The organism is Klebsiella sp. FDAARGOS_511, from assembly GCF_003812845.1.
Classification (GTDB): domain Bacteria; phylum Pseudomonadota; class Gammaproteobacteria; order Enterobacterales; family Enterobacteriaceae; genus Klebsiella; species Klebsiella grimontii.
In genome coordinates this window covers 4,187,774-4,208,089 of sequence record NZ_CP033824.1, presented here as the reverse complement: position 1 = coordinate 4,208,089, position 20,316 = coordinate 4,187,774, and the positions used below count along the sequence as shown (strand labels likewise).

Sequence of the window (20,316 nt, the reverse complement as noted above, 5' to 3'; positions counted from 1 at the left end):
CCTGTGAAAACGTTCCTTTATAAACAACGAAGCCGATACGTTTACCGGCTTCGTTGTGATTGGCAAATTAGAAGATCTGCCGATACAGCGCTTTAATCTCTTCCAGATTGGTATCGCGCGGATTGCCGCCGGTACATACGTCCGCCAGGGCCGCGGCGGCCAGAGCATCAATATCTTCTTCTTTCATGCCCACGTCGCGCAGACGCGCCGGAATATTCACGTCGCGATTCAGCTGCGCCACCGCCTCTATCGCCGCCTGTCGCGCTGCGTCAATCGGCATCGTTGCCGCCGACTGATTACCCAGTGCAACAGCGATATCACGATACTTCTCGCCGGTACATTCGGCGTTATAGGCCATGATATGCGGCAACAGCACCGCGTTGGCCACGCCGTGCGGCGTGCCGTAAAATGCGCCCAGCGGGTGGGCCATGCCGTGGACCAGCCCCAAACCGACGTTTGAGAAGCCCATCCCAGCAATATATTGCCCCAGCGCCATGCCTTCCGCGCCCTGCGCGTCGCCCTGTACCGAAGCGCGCAGCGAGCGGCCAATCACCTCAATAGCCTTCAGATGCAGCATGTCGGTGAGTTCCCATGCGCCTTTGGTAATGTAACCTTCGATCGCATGGGTCAGCGCATCGACGCCGGTCGCCGCTTTCAGGCTGGCAGGCATACTGGCCATCATTTCGGCGTCAATAATCGCCACCAACGGGATATCGTGCGGGTCATAGCAAACAAATTTGCGGCGGTTCTGGACATCGGTAATCACGTAGTTGATGGTCACTTCCGCCGCCGTACCGGCGGTGGTTGGGATCGCGATCATCGGTACGGCGGCGTTTTTGGTATCGGCCCCGCCTTCGAGACTGCGAACGTCGGCAAACTCGGGGTTATTAATAATGATGCCTATTGCTTTACAGGTATCCTGCGGTGATCCGCCGCCGATGGCGATCAGGTAGTCGGCGCCCGACTGCTTAAACGTCTCTACGCCCTGCTGCACAACCTCAATGGTGGGGTTCGGAACAACGTCATCAAAAATGCTGTAAGGCAGCCCGGCTCCGTCGAGAATAGCCAGGACTTTTGTCGCAACGTTAAAACGAATCAGATCCTTATCAGTGACCACCAGCGCTTTTTTGAAGCCGCGTTTTTTGACTTCATCGACAATACAGCGAATCGAGCCGGGACCAAAATAAGAGGTTTCGTTTAAAATCATTCTGTAAGCCATGCGTGCTTCCCTCAATCTGAGTGTTTGATAACCATAATATTTAGCCCTACAGTAACGTGACTGACGTAGCCGTTTTATTATTTAATATCAAATAACGCCCTAATTGCCCTGCACGCAATCTCAGTTAATTAACCCATCGCACATTTGCCATCAGCTTTGTCCAGCATACTGGACATCATCACCCGCAAATTTAATGACATCACTAAACCTCACAACAATATAAGCTGGCAAAAGAACATTAACTCACGATGAATATTATTGAAGTTGATCACACTATTTCTCTTTTACCACCGGTATTTGTCCGTGTAGCAAAAAAGTCGTTTATACCGCGGCGCAAAATGAACAGGCTAGCGTCGCGCAGACGACACCGATATTTTATGCCCACGCTCTGCGATTATTCTGTACATCCGTTGCTTACTCCCCACCGCCTTATCCATACACTCCCGACGTACGCCGCCGCAGATTGCACACCGCAAACTTAACACTTATTTAACAAAAAGGTTATTTATTCAACAAAAGCAGCTATCCCCGGCGCTGGCCATCGCTTACAAACATCGCATAAGATTTATCTGTCATTAAGGATAATTGCTTATCACCCTGCGGATAGCGCAGCAGATTTTTTAAGAGTTACGAAATTTTCATCATTAAGAATATTCTCTGTTATTTGCGAGATATTAATTCTCAAAAATCATAAAAAATTAAAAAAAACGCCTAAGAGATCTATATTTATTGCAAACATCATAGCCTCTTGTTAGTATGCCTATTAGTCAACATTTTTATTATAAAAATACCATTTATGATGCTTATTAACTTTTATCCTGTTCACCTGACCAAACTTTTCCAACGGCAGTAGTAAATGTCTGACTTTATATATTGACATTTCGCACCTGTCCGCTAATTCCCGAGTAAGCAACCCCTCAGGTCCATGTTCTTTTAAAACATAAAGAATATACTCCTGCTCTGGTACGACGACCCCGGAGAATTTATTGATGCCCATTGAGCTCATCAATGAGCGCAAACTCTCAACTGCGGTTACAGAATTTTGATTTGAATGTGGGGTACAGGATGAAAATGAAATCTTCATGAGTCAGCTCCTTCTGTCATTCAGTACACAGCAGTATGGATTGACCCCACGAAAACGGCAACATTAGCTTTAAATTTCAACTTAAACAGTACATTTATCTGAAATTCACTTTTTTTTATGATAAAAACCCTGGTATAAAGAGTGAATTTTTAATTCCGTGCGGAGATAAAAATGCGGTTCGATATAGAGGGATTTATTACATTTGATACTGAGGAAGCATCCCTGGTCAATCTGCTGACCGGTGATTGTATTGAACTCTCTGCGACTTCCACTCGCCTCCTTACCAATCTGTTACAGTACCGAGGGGATATTATTTCTCGCGTTGATATTTTTCAGTCGGTGTTTGAGAAATATGGCGCCAGGCCCTCAAATAGCAATCTTAATCAATACATCTCAACGCTGCGTCGTAGTCTTGCCGATCTGGGCATTGAGAAAAATGTGATTATTACGGTACCGCGAATCGGCTTTAAGATTTCTGAGGAAGTCATTATCACCAGCGATAATGATTATTCATCCTCCTTCACGCTCCCGATGCTTACCGCCGAACTGCCCCAGCGTAGTTTGCTATTGCAGCATCGCAAAGCGGTCATATCTTTTATCCTGGCATTGACAGGCCTGCTGCTGCTTTCATCTTTTTTTATGTTTAAAAAACAGCCCTCTACGCTGGTTTTCATCCAGGATAAATGTACTATTTATGGCTCTGGCACCCAGCGCACGCACGAAATACTCAGCAATAAAAAACTGTTCCCCTCTGGGCTTGATTGTTCGACGCCTAAGAAAATCTACCTTTTCAACCGACAATTAAATCAGCAACAAGGTTTAGGTATTTATATGGATATATTCATCCTCAAATGTGATATGAAGGACCAGCAATGCCACAGTTACTACTATAAGGAAATAAAAAATGCGTAAATACGCTGTAATATTTCTGGCCACTGCCCTGACGCTGGTATTCGCTGCGTCCCTCTATATAGATATCCACAGCCATGACACCTTTTCCTGTAAATCACAGTACGATCTCACTGAGGATATAAATGAGAATATTCTCCGCTCACAGGGCTTGCTATCCGCCCAGCTTTCTAATAACCGTATTTTAATCAGCCTTGAGGGTTTGCTCACCAGCAATGGCGATAAATACATTGTCTCCCGCACCATCGCTATCACATTAAAAAGAACCACCGCGACCAGTCATCTCTTTTATATCATTGATTCGCAAATCACTCGCCATCACGCCGACAATACGCCTGAAAATATCGCCCGGCAAAATCTCTTTGGCAACCAAACTAATGATCAAATCATCTATATCAATCACGTTAATGATGATATTATTTTATTCGGCAATCAAACGTTCCCACAATATGGTTGCCAGCGTCAGAATACAATCATTGATTGAGATTCAACTCATTAATTTTAATTATGCCGATATCATGACGATACATTTACTACCAACCTTAGGCAGCATCGCGAATATCATTGATATGATTAACCCCCGGCTCAATCTGCACCATGTCAGAACGGCGTTTATCGCATCGCATCTGGCTAAGTTAGTCGATTTTTCTGCGGCCCAGCGGCGTAAAACCATTCTGGCGGCGCTCATTCATGATGTCGGAGGATTAAATGAAAAATCGCGTCTTGAACCGCTTAACTATATTGATAACGAAGACAACCATCATGCGCTCATCGGCAGCGAATTACTTAGCCGCATTCCGCTGTTTCGTCCGCTCAACAAAATCGTTCGCTATCACCATACCCACTGGCGCAACGGTCTCGGGCATTATAGTGAAGGCGAGCAGGTGCCCGAAGAGAGCCATTTGTTATTCTTCGCGGACCGACTGGATGTTCTGTATTGCCAGCACCGCACCGAACATATCCCATTATTAAGCAAAAGGCTGGTCGACATCGCCGCCGCCGGCGCCCCCACTCTCTATAAGCAAGAATATATTCAGGCCTTCCGAATCCTCTCCGCCGATGACTATTTCTGGTCGGTTATGGCCTCCACCGACTATCGCGATTACATTAAAGCGATCTCCGGCGTCCATAACGACACGCTCTCTTTGCACAACCTTCGCGACATTGCCGAGCTGGTCTCTTTTATTATCGATCAGTTCAGCCAGCAGACGCCGTGGCACTCCGCGGCCGTCGGACATATTGCCGGTTATCTGGCAACAAAAATGGAGATGAGCGCCACGCAAGCCCTAAAAGTAGAGATTGGCGGATTACTGCATAATATTTCCTGCCTGGATCATAGCCCGCCGCCAAAGCGGGTGGGGTCATCGGATAAAGCCCAGCGTTATTTTTATCTCATTGAAGGTATTGATGATATTTCTGAGTGGTTGGCCATGCAAAATGATCCCGCGTCGGCGCAGTGGCATAATAAAGCCCTGCAACCGGAAGCCATGCTTATTGCGGTAAGTCGACGGGTGGTCCATGCGCTCAATGGGCCAAAAGCGGAAGAGAAATCGCTGGCGCAGTTAATTAAAAATAATCCGGGAGAGGAAATTCCCCCGTTGATGTTGTCTCTGATTGCGCAATATTCTTCACAGATTATTCAGATCTACCGTGCTACCGCGGGCGAAATAAAAAAGTTAGTGAATCGCATTGCGCAACTCACTCACTCCGTTTAGAGGCTAAAACGGTCTGATCGCACGACTCAGGCGCTCAATCCGCCGTCCAGAACCAGGGTTTGCCCGGTCATATATTGACTCCCCTCACCGATTAAAAACGCCACCGCCTGCAGCACATCGTGGGTTTCGCCCAATCTGCGCAGCGGTATCGCCTGGCGCATCTCTTTTAATTTTTGCGCGGGTATCTCTTCGAGCATTTCCGTGCGAATCAGGCCCGGCGCCAGGCAGTTGACGCGAATACCGAAGCGCCCAACCTCCAGCGCCAGCGAGCGCGCAATGCCGCCCATCGCCGCTTTACTCGCGGCATACGCCGTCTGGCCGACGTTGCCCTTTACCGCGCTGACCGACGACATCATCACGATGGAGCCGCGCCGCTGCATCAGCATCGCCGGCAGCAGCACCCGGTTCCAGTTCAGCATTGAGATCACATTGGTGTCCAAAACCTCGCGCCAGAGCGCGGCGTTCTGGTGAATATGCAGGCCGTCGCGAGCTATCCCGGCATTGTGGATAATCGCTTCCGGCGCCCCCCGCTCGGCCAGCAGCGTCTGCGCAAGCTGCTCCACCCGCGATTCGTCGTTGCCGTCGCAGGCGTATCCCCGCACCCGGTGGGTTGAATTTTCACACTCCGCCAGGGTGGCGTTCATCGCCTCCTCATCGCGTCCGGTAAATACCACGTTCCAGGTTTGCGCCAGGCCGGTGACCAGCGCCCGACCGATGCCGCGGCTGCCTCCGGTAATCAGTATCCATTTTTGTGCCATATTAGCTGCCTGACTCTTTACTGATGTGCTGGCAGAGTTCGCCAAGCGTTATCCCTGGATTGTGAATAAACCAGTCCGCCTCCAGGGTGATATTGAATTCACGTTTTGCCAGCACCATGAGCTCGACGTAGTCGAGGCTGTCCAACTTCAGCCGAACCAGCGGCGTATTCTCATCCACCTCATCCGGTTCCAGGTCTTTCGCATCGCAAATCATTTCACACACTTTTTGTAGAACATCATCATAGGCAATCATAAATTATCCTTAATTATCAATTCGTCATTGGGCCAACTTTGAGCGTGACCATATTGGTCATTATCAGATTATCCAACTGCGCCGCCGCCGCGATGCGTACCAGCGCGCCCTGCTCAACCTGGCCGACCACCAGCGAGGGCAGCAGCCAGAGCGATAGTGATTCGGGCCAGATCGGCGTCGCTTTGCCCGCAAGACGAGCATCGAATACCACCTCCTGGTGGGTTTGCAGCACCGGATAGCGGGTAAATATTTGCTGCAATGAGGTTTCCCCGGGCCCGAGCAGGGCCGCGATGTTCTCCTGACGCAGCAGCGCGGGATCGTTAATAAGCTGGCGAAACAGCAGCGCGTCAAGAAACTGCCACTGCGCCAGGTCGGGCCATGTGCTGTTGAAGTGGGACTGCAACGCGAGCAGCGTCTTTGGCGCAACGCCGCTGGGCTGCTTACCCACCAGCGATTCCGGCCCGGCGGCGAGGCTCATCTGGCATGACAAACAGACTTCATCATCCTGCGGGCTGCTGACCAACGCGGCGGACAAGACGCGATTTTTCGCGGCGCCGGGTGTTAGCAGCCAGTCGCTATCGCACCATAGCGGCCTGCGCAGGCGAACCACGCATTTCAGGTAACGTTCAGGACCGGAGGGTGGGTTCGTCAGCCGCAACTGGACGTCGCGCTTCACGTCGAGCAGCGCGCGCATGCCGTGGACGCTCAGCCGGCCGTCGCCCATCGCGCGCGCTGCCGCGAGGTCGAAGTGAATGGGGTTATCGTCGCCGGAAAACGCCGCCCACTGCCTGGCGTCCGCAAGGGTATAGCGCAGCCGCGTCACGCGTGCTTCTCCAGTACCAGCGCGGCGTTCGCGCCGCCGAAACCAAAACTCAGATTTAGCGCCCGGCGGATCTCACCCTGACGATGCCCTTCGGCGATATAGTCGAGATCGCACTGCGGGTCTGGCTGGGTTAAATGCGCCGTCGCGGGCATGAGCCCCGCCGCCATCGCCTGCAGACAGACGATGGTCTCGAAGCTCCCCGCGGCGGCGATCAGATGCCCGGAGTAGGCTTTGGTGCTGGAGACCGGGATGCGATACGCCTCGTCGCCCAGCGCCTTTTTCAGCGACCGCGTTTCGTTAATATCGTTGAGCGGCGTGGAGGTACCGTGGGCGTTGATATAGTCGAGGTCGGCGGGCTGGAGATCCGCGGCGCGCAGCGCCCAACGGATAGTTTGCTCGCGGGCCACGCAGTCTTCCGCCGGGGAGGTAAAATCCACCGCGTCGGAAAAATTGGCGTAGCCGGTGACTTCCGCCAGGATCGTCGCCCCGCGCGCGAGGGCGCTCTCGCGCTCTTCCAGACACAGCACCGCTCCGCCCTCTGAAAGCACAAATCCGCTGCGCTGCAGGCTAAACGGGCAGCTGGCCCGTTCCGGCGATTCCGTTTCCCGGCTCAGCGCCCCGAGCACATCAATATTCCAGATGGCGCAAACGCTGTTTAACGACTCCCCGGCGCCGGCGAGCATCATGCTGGCGCGGCCAAAGCGAATCGCATCATAGGCCTCGCCAATAGCAATAGTGCCGGTGGCGCAGGCGGCGACCGGGGTATTCTGATAACCGCGTAAATTCCACAGCTGGCTACAGGCCGCGGTGGTCACGTTCGGCATGGAAAAGAAGCAGCTGAAAGGCGATGCAACGCCTGTTTTCTCGAACTCCGGTACCGCGAGGTAGCTTTCATCGAGCCCCGCCCAACCGGAACCGATGATGGCGCCGCACATCAGCGGATCGTAAAAGCCGGTGGGGGCTTCGCCAGCAAAGGCCATCGCTATCGCTTCCCGCGCGGCGCCCAGCGCCAGGCGCGCGTGACGGGGCAGACGCCGGCGAATGGCGGCAGGTACGCCCTTGAGGCTGGGTTCGTTCTCCACCTGACCAATGAAATGCGTGTGAATGCCGTTAGCCGAGAGATCCACATAGCGGTAACCGCGTCGATAATCCACGATCGCCTGCCAGCTTTCGGCCGCGCTATCGCCAAGGGGAGTCACCGCGCCATAGCCGGTTATCACCACGCGATAAGGGGAGTTACTGTGACTCATTCTGGGATGTCCTCTGTTGCGGGTAATTGCCTCCCTGCGCCAGCCAAAGCTGCAAAGTGGCATAAAGATAGTCGTACTGGTTTTGCGCGAGGCTGTTCTGTACATCAAGCAGCGCATCCTGGGCGTTCAGCAGGGTCTGATAATCCACCGCTCCGGAGCGGTAGCGGCTCCCGGTGAGCGCCAGGCGCTGTTCGCCCAGCTGCAGTGATTGCAGCAGGCGTTCGCGCTGCTCATCGGCGTTCAGCCGCTTCTCCATCGCGTTATCCACCTCCGATAGCGCGGTATAGGCGGTGCGGCGAAAGTTAACCGCCTCCTGCTGCACCTTCACGCTGGCCTGCTCGACGGTGAGCTGTACCGTGTTCCACTGGATAAAGGGCGCAGAAACGCTGCTGCCCACGGTGCGCAGCGGGTCGTTAAACCACTGGTGAAAGATCTGGCTGCCGGCGCTCAGGGTTCCCTGCAGCGACAGCGTGGGATAGAAGCTCAGCCGCGCGGCATCTGAGCCCGCCAGCGCCGCCCGCAGGCGGGATTCCGCCGCCTGCAGGTCCGGCCGACTGGCTAGCGCGGCCAGCGGCGTGCTGCTGGCAATGGCGATATGCTGACGCACATCCAGCGAGGAGGACTCATCGGTGTGCTGAGCAGGCGGTCTGTTGAGCAGCAGCGCCAGCGCGTTGCGGGAAATCGCCCGCTGCTGCTTCAGGCTCAGCAGCTGATTCTGGCGACTGATGATCGTCTGCCGCGCCTGCAGCACATCGAGCAGGCCCACTTTCCCCGCTCGCTGCCAGGACTCAATCTGCGCCAGCGTCTGCCTGGCGATATCCAGACTCGCATCCTGCCAGGTCATTTGCTGATTCAGCAGCGCGATGTTCCAGTACAGCTGCGCGGTGGTGTCAATCGTCGAGAGGATCGTCGCCCGGTAGTCCTGCTCGCTGGCTATCGCCTCCCATTCGCTCTGTTCGCGGATCCGCGCCAGCTTGCCCCACAGATCCAGCTCATAGCTCAGGGACAGTGAGGCGCTATAGCTCTCCTGCGACCCGCCGCTGTTCAGCGGCTTTGAGTTACTGCCGGTGCCGCTCAGGGTCGCGTCGGGGCTGATATTGGTCTGGGTTAGCCCGGCGGAAAGGCGCGCCTGTTTAAGGGTTAAGGCGGCAGCGGCCAGATCATTGTTGCTTTCCAGCACCTGATCCACCACCCGCGATAGGCGTTGGTCTCCGAAACGATCCCACCAGCGTGGCGCTTTCTCCGGCGGGAGCGCGTTGCTTTGCCCCTCCGTCCGCTGCCAGCTTTCCGGCACCGACAGCAGCGGGCGCTGATAGTCGCTACGGGTCAAATTGCCGCAGCCCGTTAGCAATACAATGAACGGTAATAATGTCAGCGGTCTCATTCGCGGGCCAGCGCCTCCGTAGGGTTCAGCCGCGCCGCCCGGCGCGCTGGAAAATAGCCAAACGTCAGGCCAATCAGGGCGGAAAAGCCGCAGGCCATCGCTACCGGCAGCCAGGTGAAGACCATGGAAAACTCCTGCGTCAGCAGGGCGAACAGATTGCCGGCGGCCCAGGATCCTAAAACGCCCGTTAGCCCGCCGAGGGCGCAGATCATCACCGCCTCAATTAAGAACTGATGCATGATGTCCGAGGGGCGCGCGCCGACCGAAAGCCGGATGCCAATCTCATGGGTACGTTCGGTTACCGAAACCAGCATGATGTTCATCACCCCGACGCCGCCGACCAGCAATGAAATAGCGGCAATCGCGGTGATCAGCAGCGACATGGAGTCGGAGGTTTTTTGCAGCGCTTTGGCGAGCTGTTCGTCGGTCTGGACAAAGAAATCTTTTTTGCCGTGCTCGCGGATAAGGTGCCTTTCCGCACGGCGCGCCGCATCCTGCGGCGACAGGGTTTCCTGAAAGCGCAGCGTCAGCGCCTCCAGCGGCTTGTCGCCGGAAATCCGCTGCAGTAGCGAGGTATAGGGGATCCAGGCCGACATAAATCCGCTGACCACCTTCGGCCCAGGCTTGCTGGCGATACCGATCACCCGCCACGGCGCGCCGGCGATTTGCACAATTTTGCCCAGCGGATCTTCATTGCCGGGAAACAGCGTCTCTTTACTGGTTTCATCCAGCACCAGTACCGGCTCCCGATCGTCGACATCGCGGCGGGTAAAGCCGTTGCCGTGCAGAAAACGGATCCCCTGCAGTGAGAAATAGTCGGCGGAAACCCCGGAGAGAATAATCGAGGAATCAAAACCCCGGCGCACCGCGGTGGTCATGCTGGAGACGATCGGCGATACCCCCAGCACCCAGGGCTGCTTGCCGAGGCTGGCGATATCGTCCAGCGACAGCGCCCGCTCCATATCCGTGCGCTTGCTGCCCCAGCCGGTGCCGGGGCGGATTTCAAGCGTGGTATTACCCAGCTTGCCGATCTCGTTCATGATGCTCTGCCTGGCGCCTTCTCCCACCGCCATTGAGGAAACCACGGACGAAATGCCGATGATAATCCCCAGCATCGACAGAAAGGCGCGCATCCGATGCCCCAGCAGTGAGCGCCAGGCCATGCGCACCGACTCGCCGATACTGCGCGATAGCGAAGCCCGGCCGTTATCCTGTACCGCGGGCAGCCGCTGGACGTCACGGTTATCCCGCGCGCTATAGGCGTGGTCAGCGACCACCTGCCCATCGCTGATCTCGACGATCCGCTGCGCCTGCTGCGCCACCTCGCGATCGTGGGTCACGATAATCACCGTGTGCCCGTCGGCGTTCAACTGGTGCAGAACGTCCATCAGCGCCCGGCCGCTGACGCTATCCAGCGCCCCGGTGGGTTCATCGGCGAGAATAATTTGCGCGCCGTTGATCAGCGCCCGACAGACGCTGACCCGCTGCTGCTGGCCGCCGGAAAGCTGCGCGGGTTTATGCTGTAAGCGCCCATCAATACCCAGCTTTTCTGCCAGCAGCGCAATGCGCGCCTGGCGTTCCGCGACGGGCATCGCGGTATAGAGCGCGGGGATGGCAATATTCTCTTCCGCCGTCAAATAAGGCATCAGGTGGTAGCGCTGAAAAATAAACCCCAGCCAGCGGCTGCGTAGCTCCGCCAGCGCCGCGCTATCAGCCTGGTGGATGGCGATGTCGTTGATATACACCTCACCGCCGCTGGGCTTATCCAGACAGCCGATAATGTTCATCAGCGTCGATTTACCCGAGCCGGAAGCGCCCATAATCGCCACCATTTCGCCGGGCATAATGGTCAGGGAGACGGATTTCAGCACCGGAATAATTTGCGTCCCGGCAACAAAATGACGCGTGACGTTGTTCAGCATAATTAACGGCTTAACCATCACACAGACCCCGCGTCCTGGGGGATCACCACCCGTTCGCCGGGCTGCAACCCTTCAAGAACCTGCGCATACTGGCGGTCGTTAATCCCGATACGGACGGTTCGCTCCTCGCTGCCGTTCTCCTTTTGCACCATCACCAGGTAGCGCTCATCGCCGAGCGAACGCCCCAGCGCGGCAACCGGCACGCGCAGCGCATCTTTCGCCTGCGCGATACGGATAAACACCTGGGCGGTCATCGAGGTTTTCAACAATCGCTGGCGATTATCCACCTCAAAGGTGCCGTTATAGTAAATGGCGCTGCTCTGCTGATTGCCGGCGGAAGCGCCGGCGTTTTGATCTTCCAGCGCCTCCTGCGGCGCGGGCTGGACATAGCCCAGCTCCCCTTCGTAACGCGTCTGCGGATCGGCAATAACGTAAAACCACAGCGGCTGTCCCGGATGGATTTTCTGGATATCGGCTTCGGAAATGCGGGTCTGGACCTGCATTTTATCGAGATCGGCGAGCACCAGAATGGTCGGCGCAATTTGCGAGGAGACGATGGTTTGCCCTTCACGGGTGACGATGCCCAGCACTTCGCCATCCATGGGCGCGAGAATGCGGGTATAGCCGAGATTGGCGTTGGCGGTCTGCACGCTCATTTCCGCCTGCACTATCTGCGCCTCATTGACCGCGATCTGCTGAACCTGCGCAGCATATTGCGCCTGCGCCTGCTCAAGATCGCTGCTCACCCCGGAGCCATCGCGGTTCATCGCCCGCTCGCGCGCCAGCGCTTTGCGGTACTGCACCAGCGTGGCCTCGGACGCCAGCTTTTGCGCTCTGGCGCTGGCCAGCTGCGCGGTGGCGTTGCGTAAGTCGGAAAGCTGCAGCGTCGGGTCGATTTCGGCGAGCAGCTGCCCTTTGCGCACTCGTTCGCCCTGTCGCACGTACAGCTTGCGCAGCTGACCGCTCACCTGGGCGCCGACGTTCACCTGGACGGCGGGTTTGATAATCCCGCTCGCCAGCACCACCTTTTCGATATCCCCGCGATCGAGCGCCACGGTATCGAGCGCCTCGGCCTGGGCCGGAAACGCGCGCGGGTAAAAAACAGCGGCGATAACGGCGAGGATCGCGACCAACGCCAACAGCCACGTCTTACGGCGGCGTAATAGTCCTGTCTTCATTGGCCCACCTCTCCCTGTGCGATATCGTGCAGCTCGCCTTCATTCAGACGATAAACCCGCGTGAAATGATGCAGGATCGATTCGCTGTGCGTCACCACGATCAGCGTCTTGCCATGCTCGCGGCAGTGCTGACACAGCGCGGCGATCGCCGTTTCCGCGGTTTCATCATCAAGATTGGCGGTCGGCTCGTCGAACAGCAATATCGGTCGGGTGCTGTAGAGCGCCCGCGCCAGCATCAGCCGCTGGCGCTGGCCTAACGAGAGCGCCGAATGGCTTTCGCGGATCAGCGCTTCCATCCCTCCCGGCAGCGCCTGAACCACCGGTCCCAGCGCCATTTTGTTGACCAGGGCTTCCACCCGCCCGCGATCGCCGTCGCTGTACCACGGGTCAAACAGGGTGATGTTTTGCAGCACCGAGGCGTTAAACAGGATGTCTTCCTGGCTCTGCAGCCACACCTGAGACGCCAGCTGCTGCGCGCTCGCCTCATCGCCGTTCAGCAGAATTCGTCCATGCTGTGCGGAAAAAAGACCGGCTATTAGCCGCAGCAAGGTGCTTTTACCGGCGCCGGAATCGCCGACGATCGCCACCCGATCGCCGGGCTCCAGCGCGAGATCGACGGCATTAAGCACCGGACGCTGCGGACTGTAATGAAAGCTCACCTGCTCAAACGCCAGCCGCGGAACCGTCCCACCGCTGAGCGAAGCAAACAGGGGCGCGGCCAGCTCATGGCGGGTAAACAGGCCCTGCGCGCGGGTATCGATCACGTGCAGCTGTGATTTGCGAATCACGGCATAGAAGATGCGCGTGACGTAGGAGGTAAAAATCTGCCGTAAAAAGCTATAGGCGAAAAAGTCGCCCAGAGAGATAAGCCTGGCGTGCACCAGCGGCAGCACCACCAGCATAAAGACCACCATCTCAAGGCTGCCGGTCAGCTGATACAGTCCCTCTTTGACCTGTTGGTAGACTTTCTGCCGCTGGAGGCAGGTGAAAAGGTCATGGGACAGGCGGGCAAACTGCGCTTTACGCTGCGTTTCCAGCCCGGCGGTTTTGATGGTTAACACGCCCTGTAGTGTTTCCATAAAAAAGTCATTCAGCGTCGCGCTTTTCAGCTGCAGCTGCTGGGTATACCAGCGGTCGCGAAAGATAGCCCAGACGCTAATCAGCCCCATCGCCACAATGCCCACGGCGGAAATCAGCGCCAGCACCAGAGAGATCCAGAACATAATGCCGATAGCGATAACGCAGATGATCCAGTCCGAGCGGAGGCCGTTATCCAGCTCGATTTTTTGCAGCATCCCGCCCTGCCAGGCGATAAAGCGGCTGAACACATCCCCCGGCGCGCGTTTTTCAAAAAAATGCAGCGGATTATTGAGTAAGCGGGAAAAACCGATATCGCTCTTCAGCAGGACAAAGCGGCGGATAAAACGCTCGCTAATGACCCTGACGCCCAGCGCTAACAGCGTGGAGATGACAAAAGCGAGGATGAACCATAAATAAGGAAACGACGTATTCTGAACGTCAGAGAAGGCCTGATTGATCGCCCGGCTGACCATCGTCGGCATTAAAAACAGCGTGAGCGACACCAGGAAGGTCAAGAGCATCAGTTTATAAATGCCCGGCACCGCCGCGGTCTCCTTCAGGCTCATCGCCCGCGGCATCTCCTGCTGCGCGCCGGCAATAACAGGCGCCTGCTGATCAATAACGCCGGGAGACTCTTCAAGGATCAGCGCGTAGCCGCTTATCTCTTTTTTCAACGCCGAGAAAGGCAGCCACTGCTGGCCAATCGCCGGATTCATGACGCAGACGTAATCCCCTTTTCGCCAGGCCAGCAGGACATAGTGGCTGGCGCCGTAGTGCAAAATGGAGGGGAACGGCAGCGCATGGATTTCATCGTGATCGAACAACACCGGCGCGGTGGCGATGCCGAGCTGTTGCAGGATAACGGATAAATCGCTTAACGATGTCCCATGGTCGGAGGCCGGGAAAATCTCCCGCAAAGCCGGGAGAGAGCACTGAATATTCTGGGTTTGCGCCAGCATCGCAATACAGGAGAGACCGCATTCATTGGTCTCTTCCTGGAAAACCATATCAGGGATAATCTTTTTCATGATGATGGGTCAGTGATTAATAAAATAGAGCGAATGGCTGTGCCATAAAAGCCAATCCTGCGGATAATCACGCAGGGTGTTTTCAAGCATCGACGGTAGATTCGCCGCAACCTCTTTTGGCGCCAGTGGGGAATAGATTTTTATTTTTATCCCCTGCTGATAATAGAGGTGATAAAAAACCACCTTCGCCGATACGATGCGAGAAAAGCGCTGTACCCCACTATGCAATTTCGCCGGGCGGCCAAAGATCCGGCAGCTTATTTTTCCGGACTGCGCTTCAGGGGTCTGCACGGTATAATCGGCAGGAATATCGGGGAAAATAATCATATTTTCCCGCCCTTCCGATACGTTGCTCATTAACGCCATAAGCTCGCTGGCAAGCGACGTATTATCCTGGTGGATGGAGCAATAAGAGAGCGCGACGCCGCCCATTTTACGGCTGGCGACGGTATAGCTCTCCGCGCTGGAAGAGACCACCACGCTGGCCTTCCCCGGCGTCACGCCGGCCCCGACCATCGCCGCTAAAATATCGGAAACGCAGTGCAGCGGCGCCAGAACGACCGGGATCTTTTGCGCCGCCAGCGGGGCGACAACGGCATCAAGCGCTCGCGTGCATGCCTGCATCTGGGCCAGGGTGGCCGGGTGTTGTCCCCAGGTTGCCCCCATCTCCAGCAGCTGGCGGCGCATGGCTATCCATGCGGCATCGATTCGACCATCAGCCCCCGTCAGGCAGCGGTAGTTTTGCGTCGCCACGGCGGTGCGCCCGCGGTATTGCCCCCCCAATAGACGCAGCCTGCATAGCGCGCGAGCCGTCAGCAACAGCAGCGGCATAGGGATGAAACGCATGACCCAACGCACCGCCTTTTGGCCGTGGCCGGTAAAGGGCCGATAGCGCCAGCTCAGCTGCGCGGACCATTTTCTTACGCTGAAGACGCTCCAGACGATCAGAAAGCGCGTCACGCTTACTCCTTGTCCTGAGTTAACAGCTGGCGCATATAATCGGCAAACTCAGGAAATTGACGATCCTTCGCCACGACGTATTTTTTATTCACAATAAACAGCGGCGTCGCGTTAATATCATAGAGTTCGGTGATTTTGGCCATATATTCCAGACGCTCGGCCACGGCTTTGCTTTGGCGTAACTGATGGTATTTCGCGACATCAATATTGTTCTTTTTCAGCCAGCCGTTAAGCGCTTCATCATCAGCTAAATTTACTCCACGGGTCATTACCGCGTTGAAAGCCTGGTCGCGCATCTGGCGCTCAATACCCATGACTTCGAGGGTGGCAAAAACCGGCGCATAAATTGCCAGACCGTTTCTTTCGGCGGTGATATGGATAACTTCAAAGGTACTCTCCGCCGGTAATGAGGCAGCGAATTTTTCGATATCTTCCTCGTTCGACGCGCAGTAGTGACAGCCATAGGACATCACTTCAATAATGCTGCTGTCATGTTTTATTGGGCTACTGGCAACGATTGCGCTGTCAATTTCCCGCAGGGCCGAAGGCTCGCTGCTGTCCGATGCAAACGTATTAAATACAAAAATGTGATAGCACAGCACGGTAATCAGCGACGAAATTAATGCCACCAGAAACGTATAGCCAACAGCGGTAATAGGTTTTATCTTCATTTGATACCAGGCTCGCGAAAACGACGGAGAAATATATGGAGGGTTTCCCCTCCATATACCGCAGCAGAAATTACTGACGGATGCGATTCGGCACTACGCACATACCGTCGGACGCATCTTTCATGGTCACGGTTGAGTTGCCGTGCTTATCGGTACAGGTGGTTACTTGTTTACAGGTTGAAACACCGCCCACCACCACGGTCTCATACGAGCTGGTGCAAGTTTCCTTGCAGCATCCACCAATAATCGCTGATGCTTCAATCATACTTAATTTTTGCATTTGTTAGATCCTTAACTATTTATATTAAAATGTATTTTTCTTACACTTACCTACTGGCTTAGATACCTGCCAGTAATTCTTTCGATGTCAGAATTTATACGCTGCTATACGCAGGGGGTGGCGACGATGCACTTGAAAATATTAAACAGCTCTACGTTGTTTTTAACGTTTAACTTTTTCATTAGCCCCCGTTTACAGCGGCTCAGGCGACGAACATCAATTTTTTGTTCAGAGGAAATTTGTGACAATGATTTCCCTTTGAATATTTCTTCCATTAACCACCAGTCATCACTGGAGATACTGTTATTAAAATCTCTGGCTAACCATTTCTGTCGAGTATAGTTAATTAACGAGCGGCTAAAAAAGATCTGCTTTGCCACCATAGCGTCCGCATTTTCAATAAATTTAAAAAAGTTATCCAGCGATTCATTTTTTAATAACCAACTTGCCTCCGGAAGTAGCGAATGCAGCGCAAAGAACAGAGAAATATTGTTCTCGCTTAATAAAATAACCAGTTGCTGATTCTCCCGGCAGTAGTGCTCTTTAATGGTGTAAAGCGCGTTAAAACGCTCGTCCGGCAAGCTGTCGACATCGCAGAGGACCCAGCGCAGTTCATCTTTCTGCTTAGGCAGACGCAGGGTGTTAATCAACTCAGAGAAATGGTCGAGCCTTGTGAACGCGCAGTCGCCTTCATGCATGGCAAGATCGTCAACCACAGAACGCACGCCTTCGGCGAAAAAGATGTTTTTATCGTAGAGAAAGAAACGACGGCTCATTTATCATCATCCTTGATCTATTCTACTGGTAATTAAGGGTGTAATTCGCTGTTGCCTGGAAGGCGCCGGTTTCCAGGGTTTTGTTACTCAAGGCGTCCGGTTCCCCTTCAACAAACGCTTTAAAATTTAGCTGCATGTTGGCATCGGAAATCGCGACGGCGGTCGTCGGCGTATTGAGTAAAATCGCAGTGCCGTTACTTTCTTCAAAACCAATGCCTATACCGCTGGCGGTTTGCGGCGCGATCGGCGTAATCGCCAGGCGGTCGCTCATATTGGCATTTTCCGTCCCGCTAAAGGTCACGGTGACGGAATTAAAAACATCGGTGCTGCAATCCTGGAGTTCAATAACAAACGCTTTGGGCTGCGATTTTCCCTCCGCATAAAGCGTGCGGGTTGAAATCTGGCCAAAATCCACGGTGATGTTTTTTGATGAAGGCACAATACTGCAACCATGGGCAACGACGGTTCCTTTGAAGTTTAAATCGCCGCCGATCAGTTCCCCGATGGCATGCGCAGGAGCGGCCGCGGGTAGCGAACATATGAGTATCATTGATGCGATGAGTTGACGCATGCTGTCCCCTTACTGAAACTCAGCGACCACGGTGGCCGATGCCTGGAAATCCCCTTCGAGAACGTTGGTTCCGGCATTGGCAATCGGCGCGGCGGTCAAATTCCAGGTTCCCTGATTGTTATTAAAACCCGGCACGTCATAAAACTTATTCGCGGCGACTAAACTGCCGCCGGAATCTTTCAGGATAATGCCAAGATTGGAGCGGTCGACGGCGCCGGTGGTGCCTAAATAATCGCTGTTAAAACTGGCGGTATTGGCCTGCTGAATTCCGAGGCGAATATTTAAATTGCCGGTGGCGAAACTCCCCCCTTCGCACTTCACCTGAATCGGCACGGACTGGCTGTAATTGCTGCCGTTAAGCAGCGAGCCCGCGCTGGGGATGGTATTAAAATCAACGACGATCGGCGATCCTGAGTTGACAATACATTTATCCGGAACGGTAATGACTCCGGAATTAATCGAGACAATTGACATGGGAGTGCTGCCCATCCCTGCGCTGTAATTCCCAAGGCGCCCATAAAGCTTGGCGATTTCAGTACCCAGCAGGTTAACGCCGTTGACAATCGGCTTGGTGATCATAAACGTTACCCGCCCCTGAGCGCCGGACTCGAAGTTGTTAAACTGGGTAGTTGGCGGTACGCATTTATTTTGATAAGCCTGGTTTGACTCATTATTAAAAGGGACCGGAAGATATTCCATGCGCTGGCCGCGGATATAAATCTCAATTTTCACATCCATATAATCATTGAGTTTTAAATACCCCGGCGAGCTGCCCTGCTGCAGCAGCGAGGCGGTCGCAGAGTAATAAATCGCCTGGTCTTCCATTGGAATAGTGCAGCTGGCGATACCAGAATATTGTCCGCCCAATGAAAAGACATAGGGAATCGTCGCCCCAATGCTGTTATTGGTAATATCCTGGTTGGCGACGTCGATATTGTACATTTTAGGTCCGCCAACCGGCGTAATTTCCCCTTCCACCGCCGCGCTGGCGTCGAGAGAGAATAAGCCGCCGCAGAGTAATAGCGTGATGCAAGATTTCCGCCCGATAACCCTCGTCGCCATCAGAGATACTCCATTTTTAAACGCAGCAGTCCGCTAAAGTTTCCTGCGGTCACGTTTCGCCCGGTCGATTCCAGCACGGCAATAAACGTCAGGCTGCTGTCGCCGGTTTTCACGATAAACGGCGGCTGCGTTTGATTAATATCCAGCGCCCGCTCTTTGACATCCAGCAGGCGAATACCGGCTCCTGAGATGCTGCCGGTCAGGCGCAGCAGTTGGCGATTATGCTCATCCGACTCGCCGATAAAGGTGAGCTGAACCGCCTGCTCGCCGGTGGTGTAGAGATGCTTGCTGCTACCCGTCGTCCGTGAGGCGATGCTGTCGCGCGCCTGCGATGCGCCTTTCAGGCAATCCCTCAGCTCGACGCGAACCAGCACCGGCTGGCTCCGATCGCCGGCCTGATGGAAACGACGGGCGCTGATTTCGCCCATCTCAATAATCTGCAGGCGGCTCTGCGGCGCCAGCACGCACGGCGAGGCATAAACGGAGCCATTGAATATCACGTTACCGCCATCTTCCCCCTGATGATCCTGGTTGTAGTGCTGCGGCTGTAGCGGAATATCAGCGTCGGCCAGCGCTGGCATACTGATACCGAATACAAACAGTGCTAAAAGCGATAGGCGCGTTTTCATCATCAGGTTCCTCTTTAATTACCCTTGCTGCGATGGCGGCAGCGCTTTACAGGTGTTTCCTTCACAGCGGTACTTCAGCTCTGGATGTCCGCCATAATCGTTCACGTACATCATCGCAAAATCTCTAACGCCGCCATCGGTCACGCTGAACTCCAGACTGGACTTCGGCGCAATCATAATTCCCGGGAACTTAGTGATTTTTTCACCCTTAACGCGGGACAGGCTAATAATGGTGATGTAGTAAGGCGTCGGGTTTTGCGCAGTCATCTTATTGCCGCTCTTTTGAAAGACGACCTGGTCCTGCCAAATCTCGCTTTTGCTTTTGGGAATAATGGCGGTCGGGCGGAAAAATAATTTAATCCGCGACTGCATGGCTAACTGCAGGACGTTAGCTTTATCCGGCTTGGGCGGAATTTCGCGCACGCTTAAATAAAACAGGCTTTCCCGATCCTGCGGCAATTGATTAATACCGTCAGTTTTGGTAACCCGCGCCACCCCTTTTTGCCCGCCGTTAATCCGCTGCAGAGGCGGCAGCACCACCAGCGGAGAGGTAATCTTGTTGCCCTTGCTATCCTCCACCCACGATTGCGCCAGGAACGGAATATCCGGGCTGGTGTTGGTTAAATTGGCGCTCGCCGAGCTATCTTTACCGGTGATGATAAGACGCGTGCGATCCAGCGAAACCCCCGCCTGCGCGGTACCGCTTACCGCCGCCAGCATCAGAACGCCTATCCAGCAGAGTTTGTTGCTTGTTATGCTCATTT

Annotated in this window: 21 protein-coding genes; 3 read left to right on the top strand and 18 right to left on the bottom strand. The window is 54.6% G+C overall.

Going from position 1 to position 20,316, the window contains the following annotated elements:
• Positions 1-67: 67 nt before the first annotated feature.
• Together fucO and EGY08_RS21345 are read right to left on the bottom strand one after the other, a co-directional pair.
• The gene (gene fucO, locus EGY08_RS21350) at positions 68-1,219 is read right to left on the bottom strand and encodes a lactaldehyde reductase (RefSeq protein ID WP_087829831.1); all 1,152 of its coding nucleotides are present in this window, start codon (positions 1,217-1,219) and stop codon (positions 68-70) included.
• Between the two features lie 763 nt (positions 1,220-1,982).
• The gene (locus tag EGY08_RS21345; RefSeq protein WP_004124187.1) at positions 1,983-2,303 is read right to left on the bottom strand and encodes a FaeA/PapI family transcriptional regulator; all 321 of its coding nucleotides are present in this window, start codon (positions 2,301-2,303) and stop codon (positions 1,983-1,985) included.
• 171 nt (positions 2,304-2,474) lie between these two features.
• On the opposite strand from EGY08_RS21345, the gene EGY08_RS21340 reads away from it, so the two are divergent.
• The 3 genes from EGY08_RS21340 to EGY08_RS21330 are packed head-to-tail and all read left to right on the top strand — an operon-like array spanning position 2,475 to position 4,927.
• Positions 2,475-3,215 (top strand): winged helix-turn-helix domain-containing protein, encoded by a 741-nt coding sequence (locus tag EGY08_RS21340; RefSeq protein WP_004124188.1) that lies wholly within the window; start codon positions 2,475-2,477, stop codon positions 3,213-3,215.
• A complete protein-coding gene (locus EGY08_RS21335) occupies positions 3,208-3,696 on the top strand; it encodes a hypothetical protein (protein ID WP_123828881.1) in 489 nt (162 codons plus the stop codon). The genes EGY08_RS21340 and EGY08_RS21335 overlap by 8 nt, the downstream gene beginning before the upstream one ends.
• Positions 3,662-4,927, top strand: a complete 1,266-nt coding sequence (locus EGY08_RS21330; RefSeq protein ID WP_123828880.1) for an HD domain-containing protein — start codon at positions 3,662-3,664, stop codon at positions 4,925-4,927. The genes EGY08_RS21335 and EGY08_RS21330 overlap by 35 nt, the downstream gene beginning before the upstream one ends.
• Before the next feature lie 26 nt (positions 4,928-4,953).
• On the opposite strand, the gene EGY08_RS21325 is transcribed toward EGY08_RS21330, so the two are convergent.
• From EGY08_RS21325 to EGY08_RS21250, 16 genes are all read right to left on the bottom strand, one after another.
• A complete protein-coding gene (locus tag EGY08_RS21325; RefSeq protein WP_123828879.1) occupies positions 4,954-5,685 on the bottom strand; it encodes an SDR family NAD(P)-dependent oxidoreductase in 732 nt (243 codons plus the stop codon).
• Position 5,686: 1 nt separating this feature from the next.
• Positions 5,687-5,938, bottom strand: coding sequence for an acyl carrier protein (locus tag EGY08_RS21320; protein WP_049115106.1), 252 nt, complete (start codon positions 5,936-5,938; stop codon positions 5,687-5,689).
• A gap of 16 nt (positions 5,939-5,954) precedes the next feature.
• Positions 5,955-6,761: a MaoC family dehydratase gene (locus EGY08_RS21315; RefSeq protein WP_004124195.1), complete on the bottom strand. Its 807-nt coding sequence runs from the start codon at positions 6,759-6,761 to the stop codon at positions 5,955-5,957.
• On the bottom strand, positions 6,758-8,011 hold the full coding sequence (locus EGY08_RS21310) for a beta-ketoacyl-[acyl-carrier-protein] synthase family protein (protein ID WP_004124198.1): 1,254 nt from the start codon (positions 8,009-8,011) through the stop codon (positions 6,758-6,760). The genes EGY08_RS21315 and EGY08_RS21310 overlap by 4 nt, the downstream gene beginning before the upstream one ends.
• Entirely contained in the window at positions 7,998-9,395 is a 1,398-nt protein-coding gene (locus EGY08_RS21305; protein WP_123828878.1) for a TolC family protein, read from the bottom strand. The genes EGY08_RS21310 and EGY08_RS21305 overlap by 14 nt, the downstream gene beginning before the upstream one ends.
• Positions 9,392-11,335, bottom strand: coding sequence for an ABC transporter permease (locus EGY08_RS21300; RefSeq protein WP_123828877.1), 1,944 nt, complete (start codon positions 11,333-11,335; stop codon positions 9,392-9,394). The genes EGY08_RS21305 and EGY08_RS21300 overlap by 4 nt, the downstream gene beginning before the upstream one ends.
• Positions 11,335-12,495, bottom strand: coding sequence for an efflux RND transporter periplasmic adaptor subunit (locus EGY08_RS21295; protein WP_004124205.1), 1,161 nt, complete (start codon positions 12,493-12,495; stop codon positions 11,335-11,337). Before EGY08_RS21295 ends, EGY08_RS21300 begins: the two co-directional genes overlap by 1 nt.
• Positions 12,492-14,603: a peptidase domain-containing ABC transporter gene (locus EGY08_RS21290; RefSeq protein WP_123828876.1), complete on the bottom strand. Its 2,112-nt coding sequence runs from the start codon at positions 14,601-14,603 to the stop codon at positions 12,492-12,494. The genes EGY08_RS21295 and EGY08_RS21290 overlap by 4 nt, the downstream gene beginning before the upstream one ends.
• A 9-nt stretch (positions 14,604-14,612) precedes the next feature.
• Positions 14,613-15,563 carry an ABC transporter gene (locus EGY08_RS21285; RefSeq protein WP_123828875.1) on the bottom strand — a complete coding sequence of 317 codons (951 nt, stop codon included), beginning with the start codon at positions 15,561-15,563 and terminating at the stop codon, positions 14,613-14,615.
• A 2-nt stretch (positions 15,564-15,565) separates the two neighbouring features.
• On the bottom strand, positions 15,566-16,234 hold the full coding sequence (locus tag EGY08_RS21280; RefSeq protein WP_004124214.1) for a DsbA family protein: 669 nt from the start codon (positions 16,232-16,234) through the stop codon (positions 15,566-15,568).
• A 70-nt stretch (positions 16,235-16,304) separates the two neighbouring features.
• Entirely contained in the window at positions 16,305-16,514 is a 210-nt protein-coding gene (locus tag EGY08_RS21275) for a DUF4762 family protein (protein WP_004124217.1), read from the bottom strand.
• 104 nt (positions 16,515-16,618) lie between these two features.
• Positions 16,619-17,290, bottom strand: a complete 672-nt coding sequence (locus tag EGY08_RS21270; protein WP_004124220.1) for a hypothetical protein — start codon at positions 17,288-17,290, stop codon at positions 16,619-16,621.
• A gap of 22 nt (positions 17,291-17,312) precedes the next feature.
• Complete coding sequence (locus EGY08_RS21265) at positions 17,313-17,861, bottom strand: fimbrial protein (RefSeq protein WP_049115111.1); 549 nt, start codon at positions 17,859-17,861, stop codon at positions 17,313-17,315.
• Positions 17,862-17,870: 9 nt separating this feature from the next.
• A complete protein-coding gene (locus EGY08_RS21260; protein WP_049115113.1) occupies positions 17,871-18,923 on the bottom strand; it encodes a fimbrial protein in 1,053 nt (350 codons plus the stop codon).
• Entirely contained in the window at positions 18,923-19,552 is a 630-nt protein-coding gene (locus tag EGY08_RS21255) for a fimbrial protein (RefSeq protein ID WP_049115114.1), read from the bottom strand. The genes EGY08_RS21260 and EGY08_RS21255 overlap by 1 nt, the downstream gene beginning before the upstream one ends.
• An 18-nt stretch (positions 19,553-19,570) precedes the next feature.
• Positions 19,571-20,314 carry a molecular chaperone gene (locus tag EGY08_RS21250; protein WP_004124233.1) on the bottom strand — a complete coding sequence of 248 codons (744 nt, stop codon included), beginning with the start codon at positions 20,312-20,314 and terminating at the stop codon, positions 19,571-19,573.
• Between the last annotated feature and the right edge of the window lie 2 nt (positions 20,315-20,316).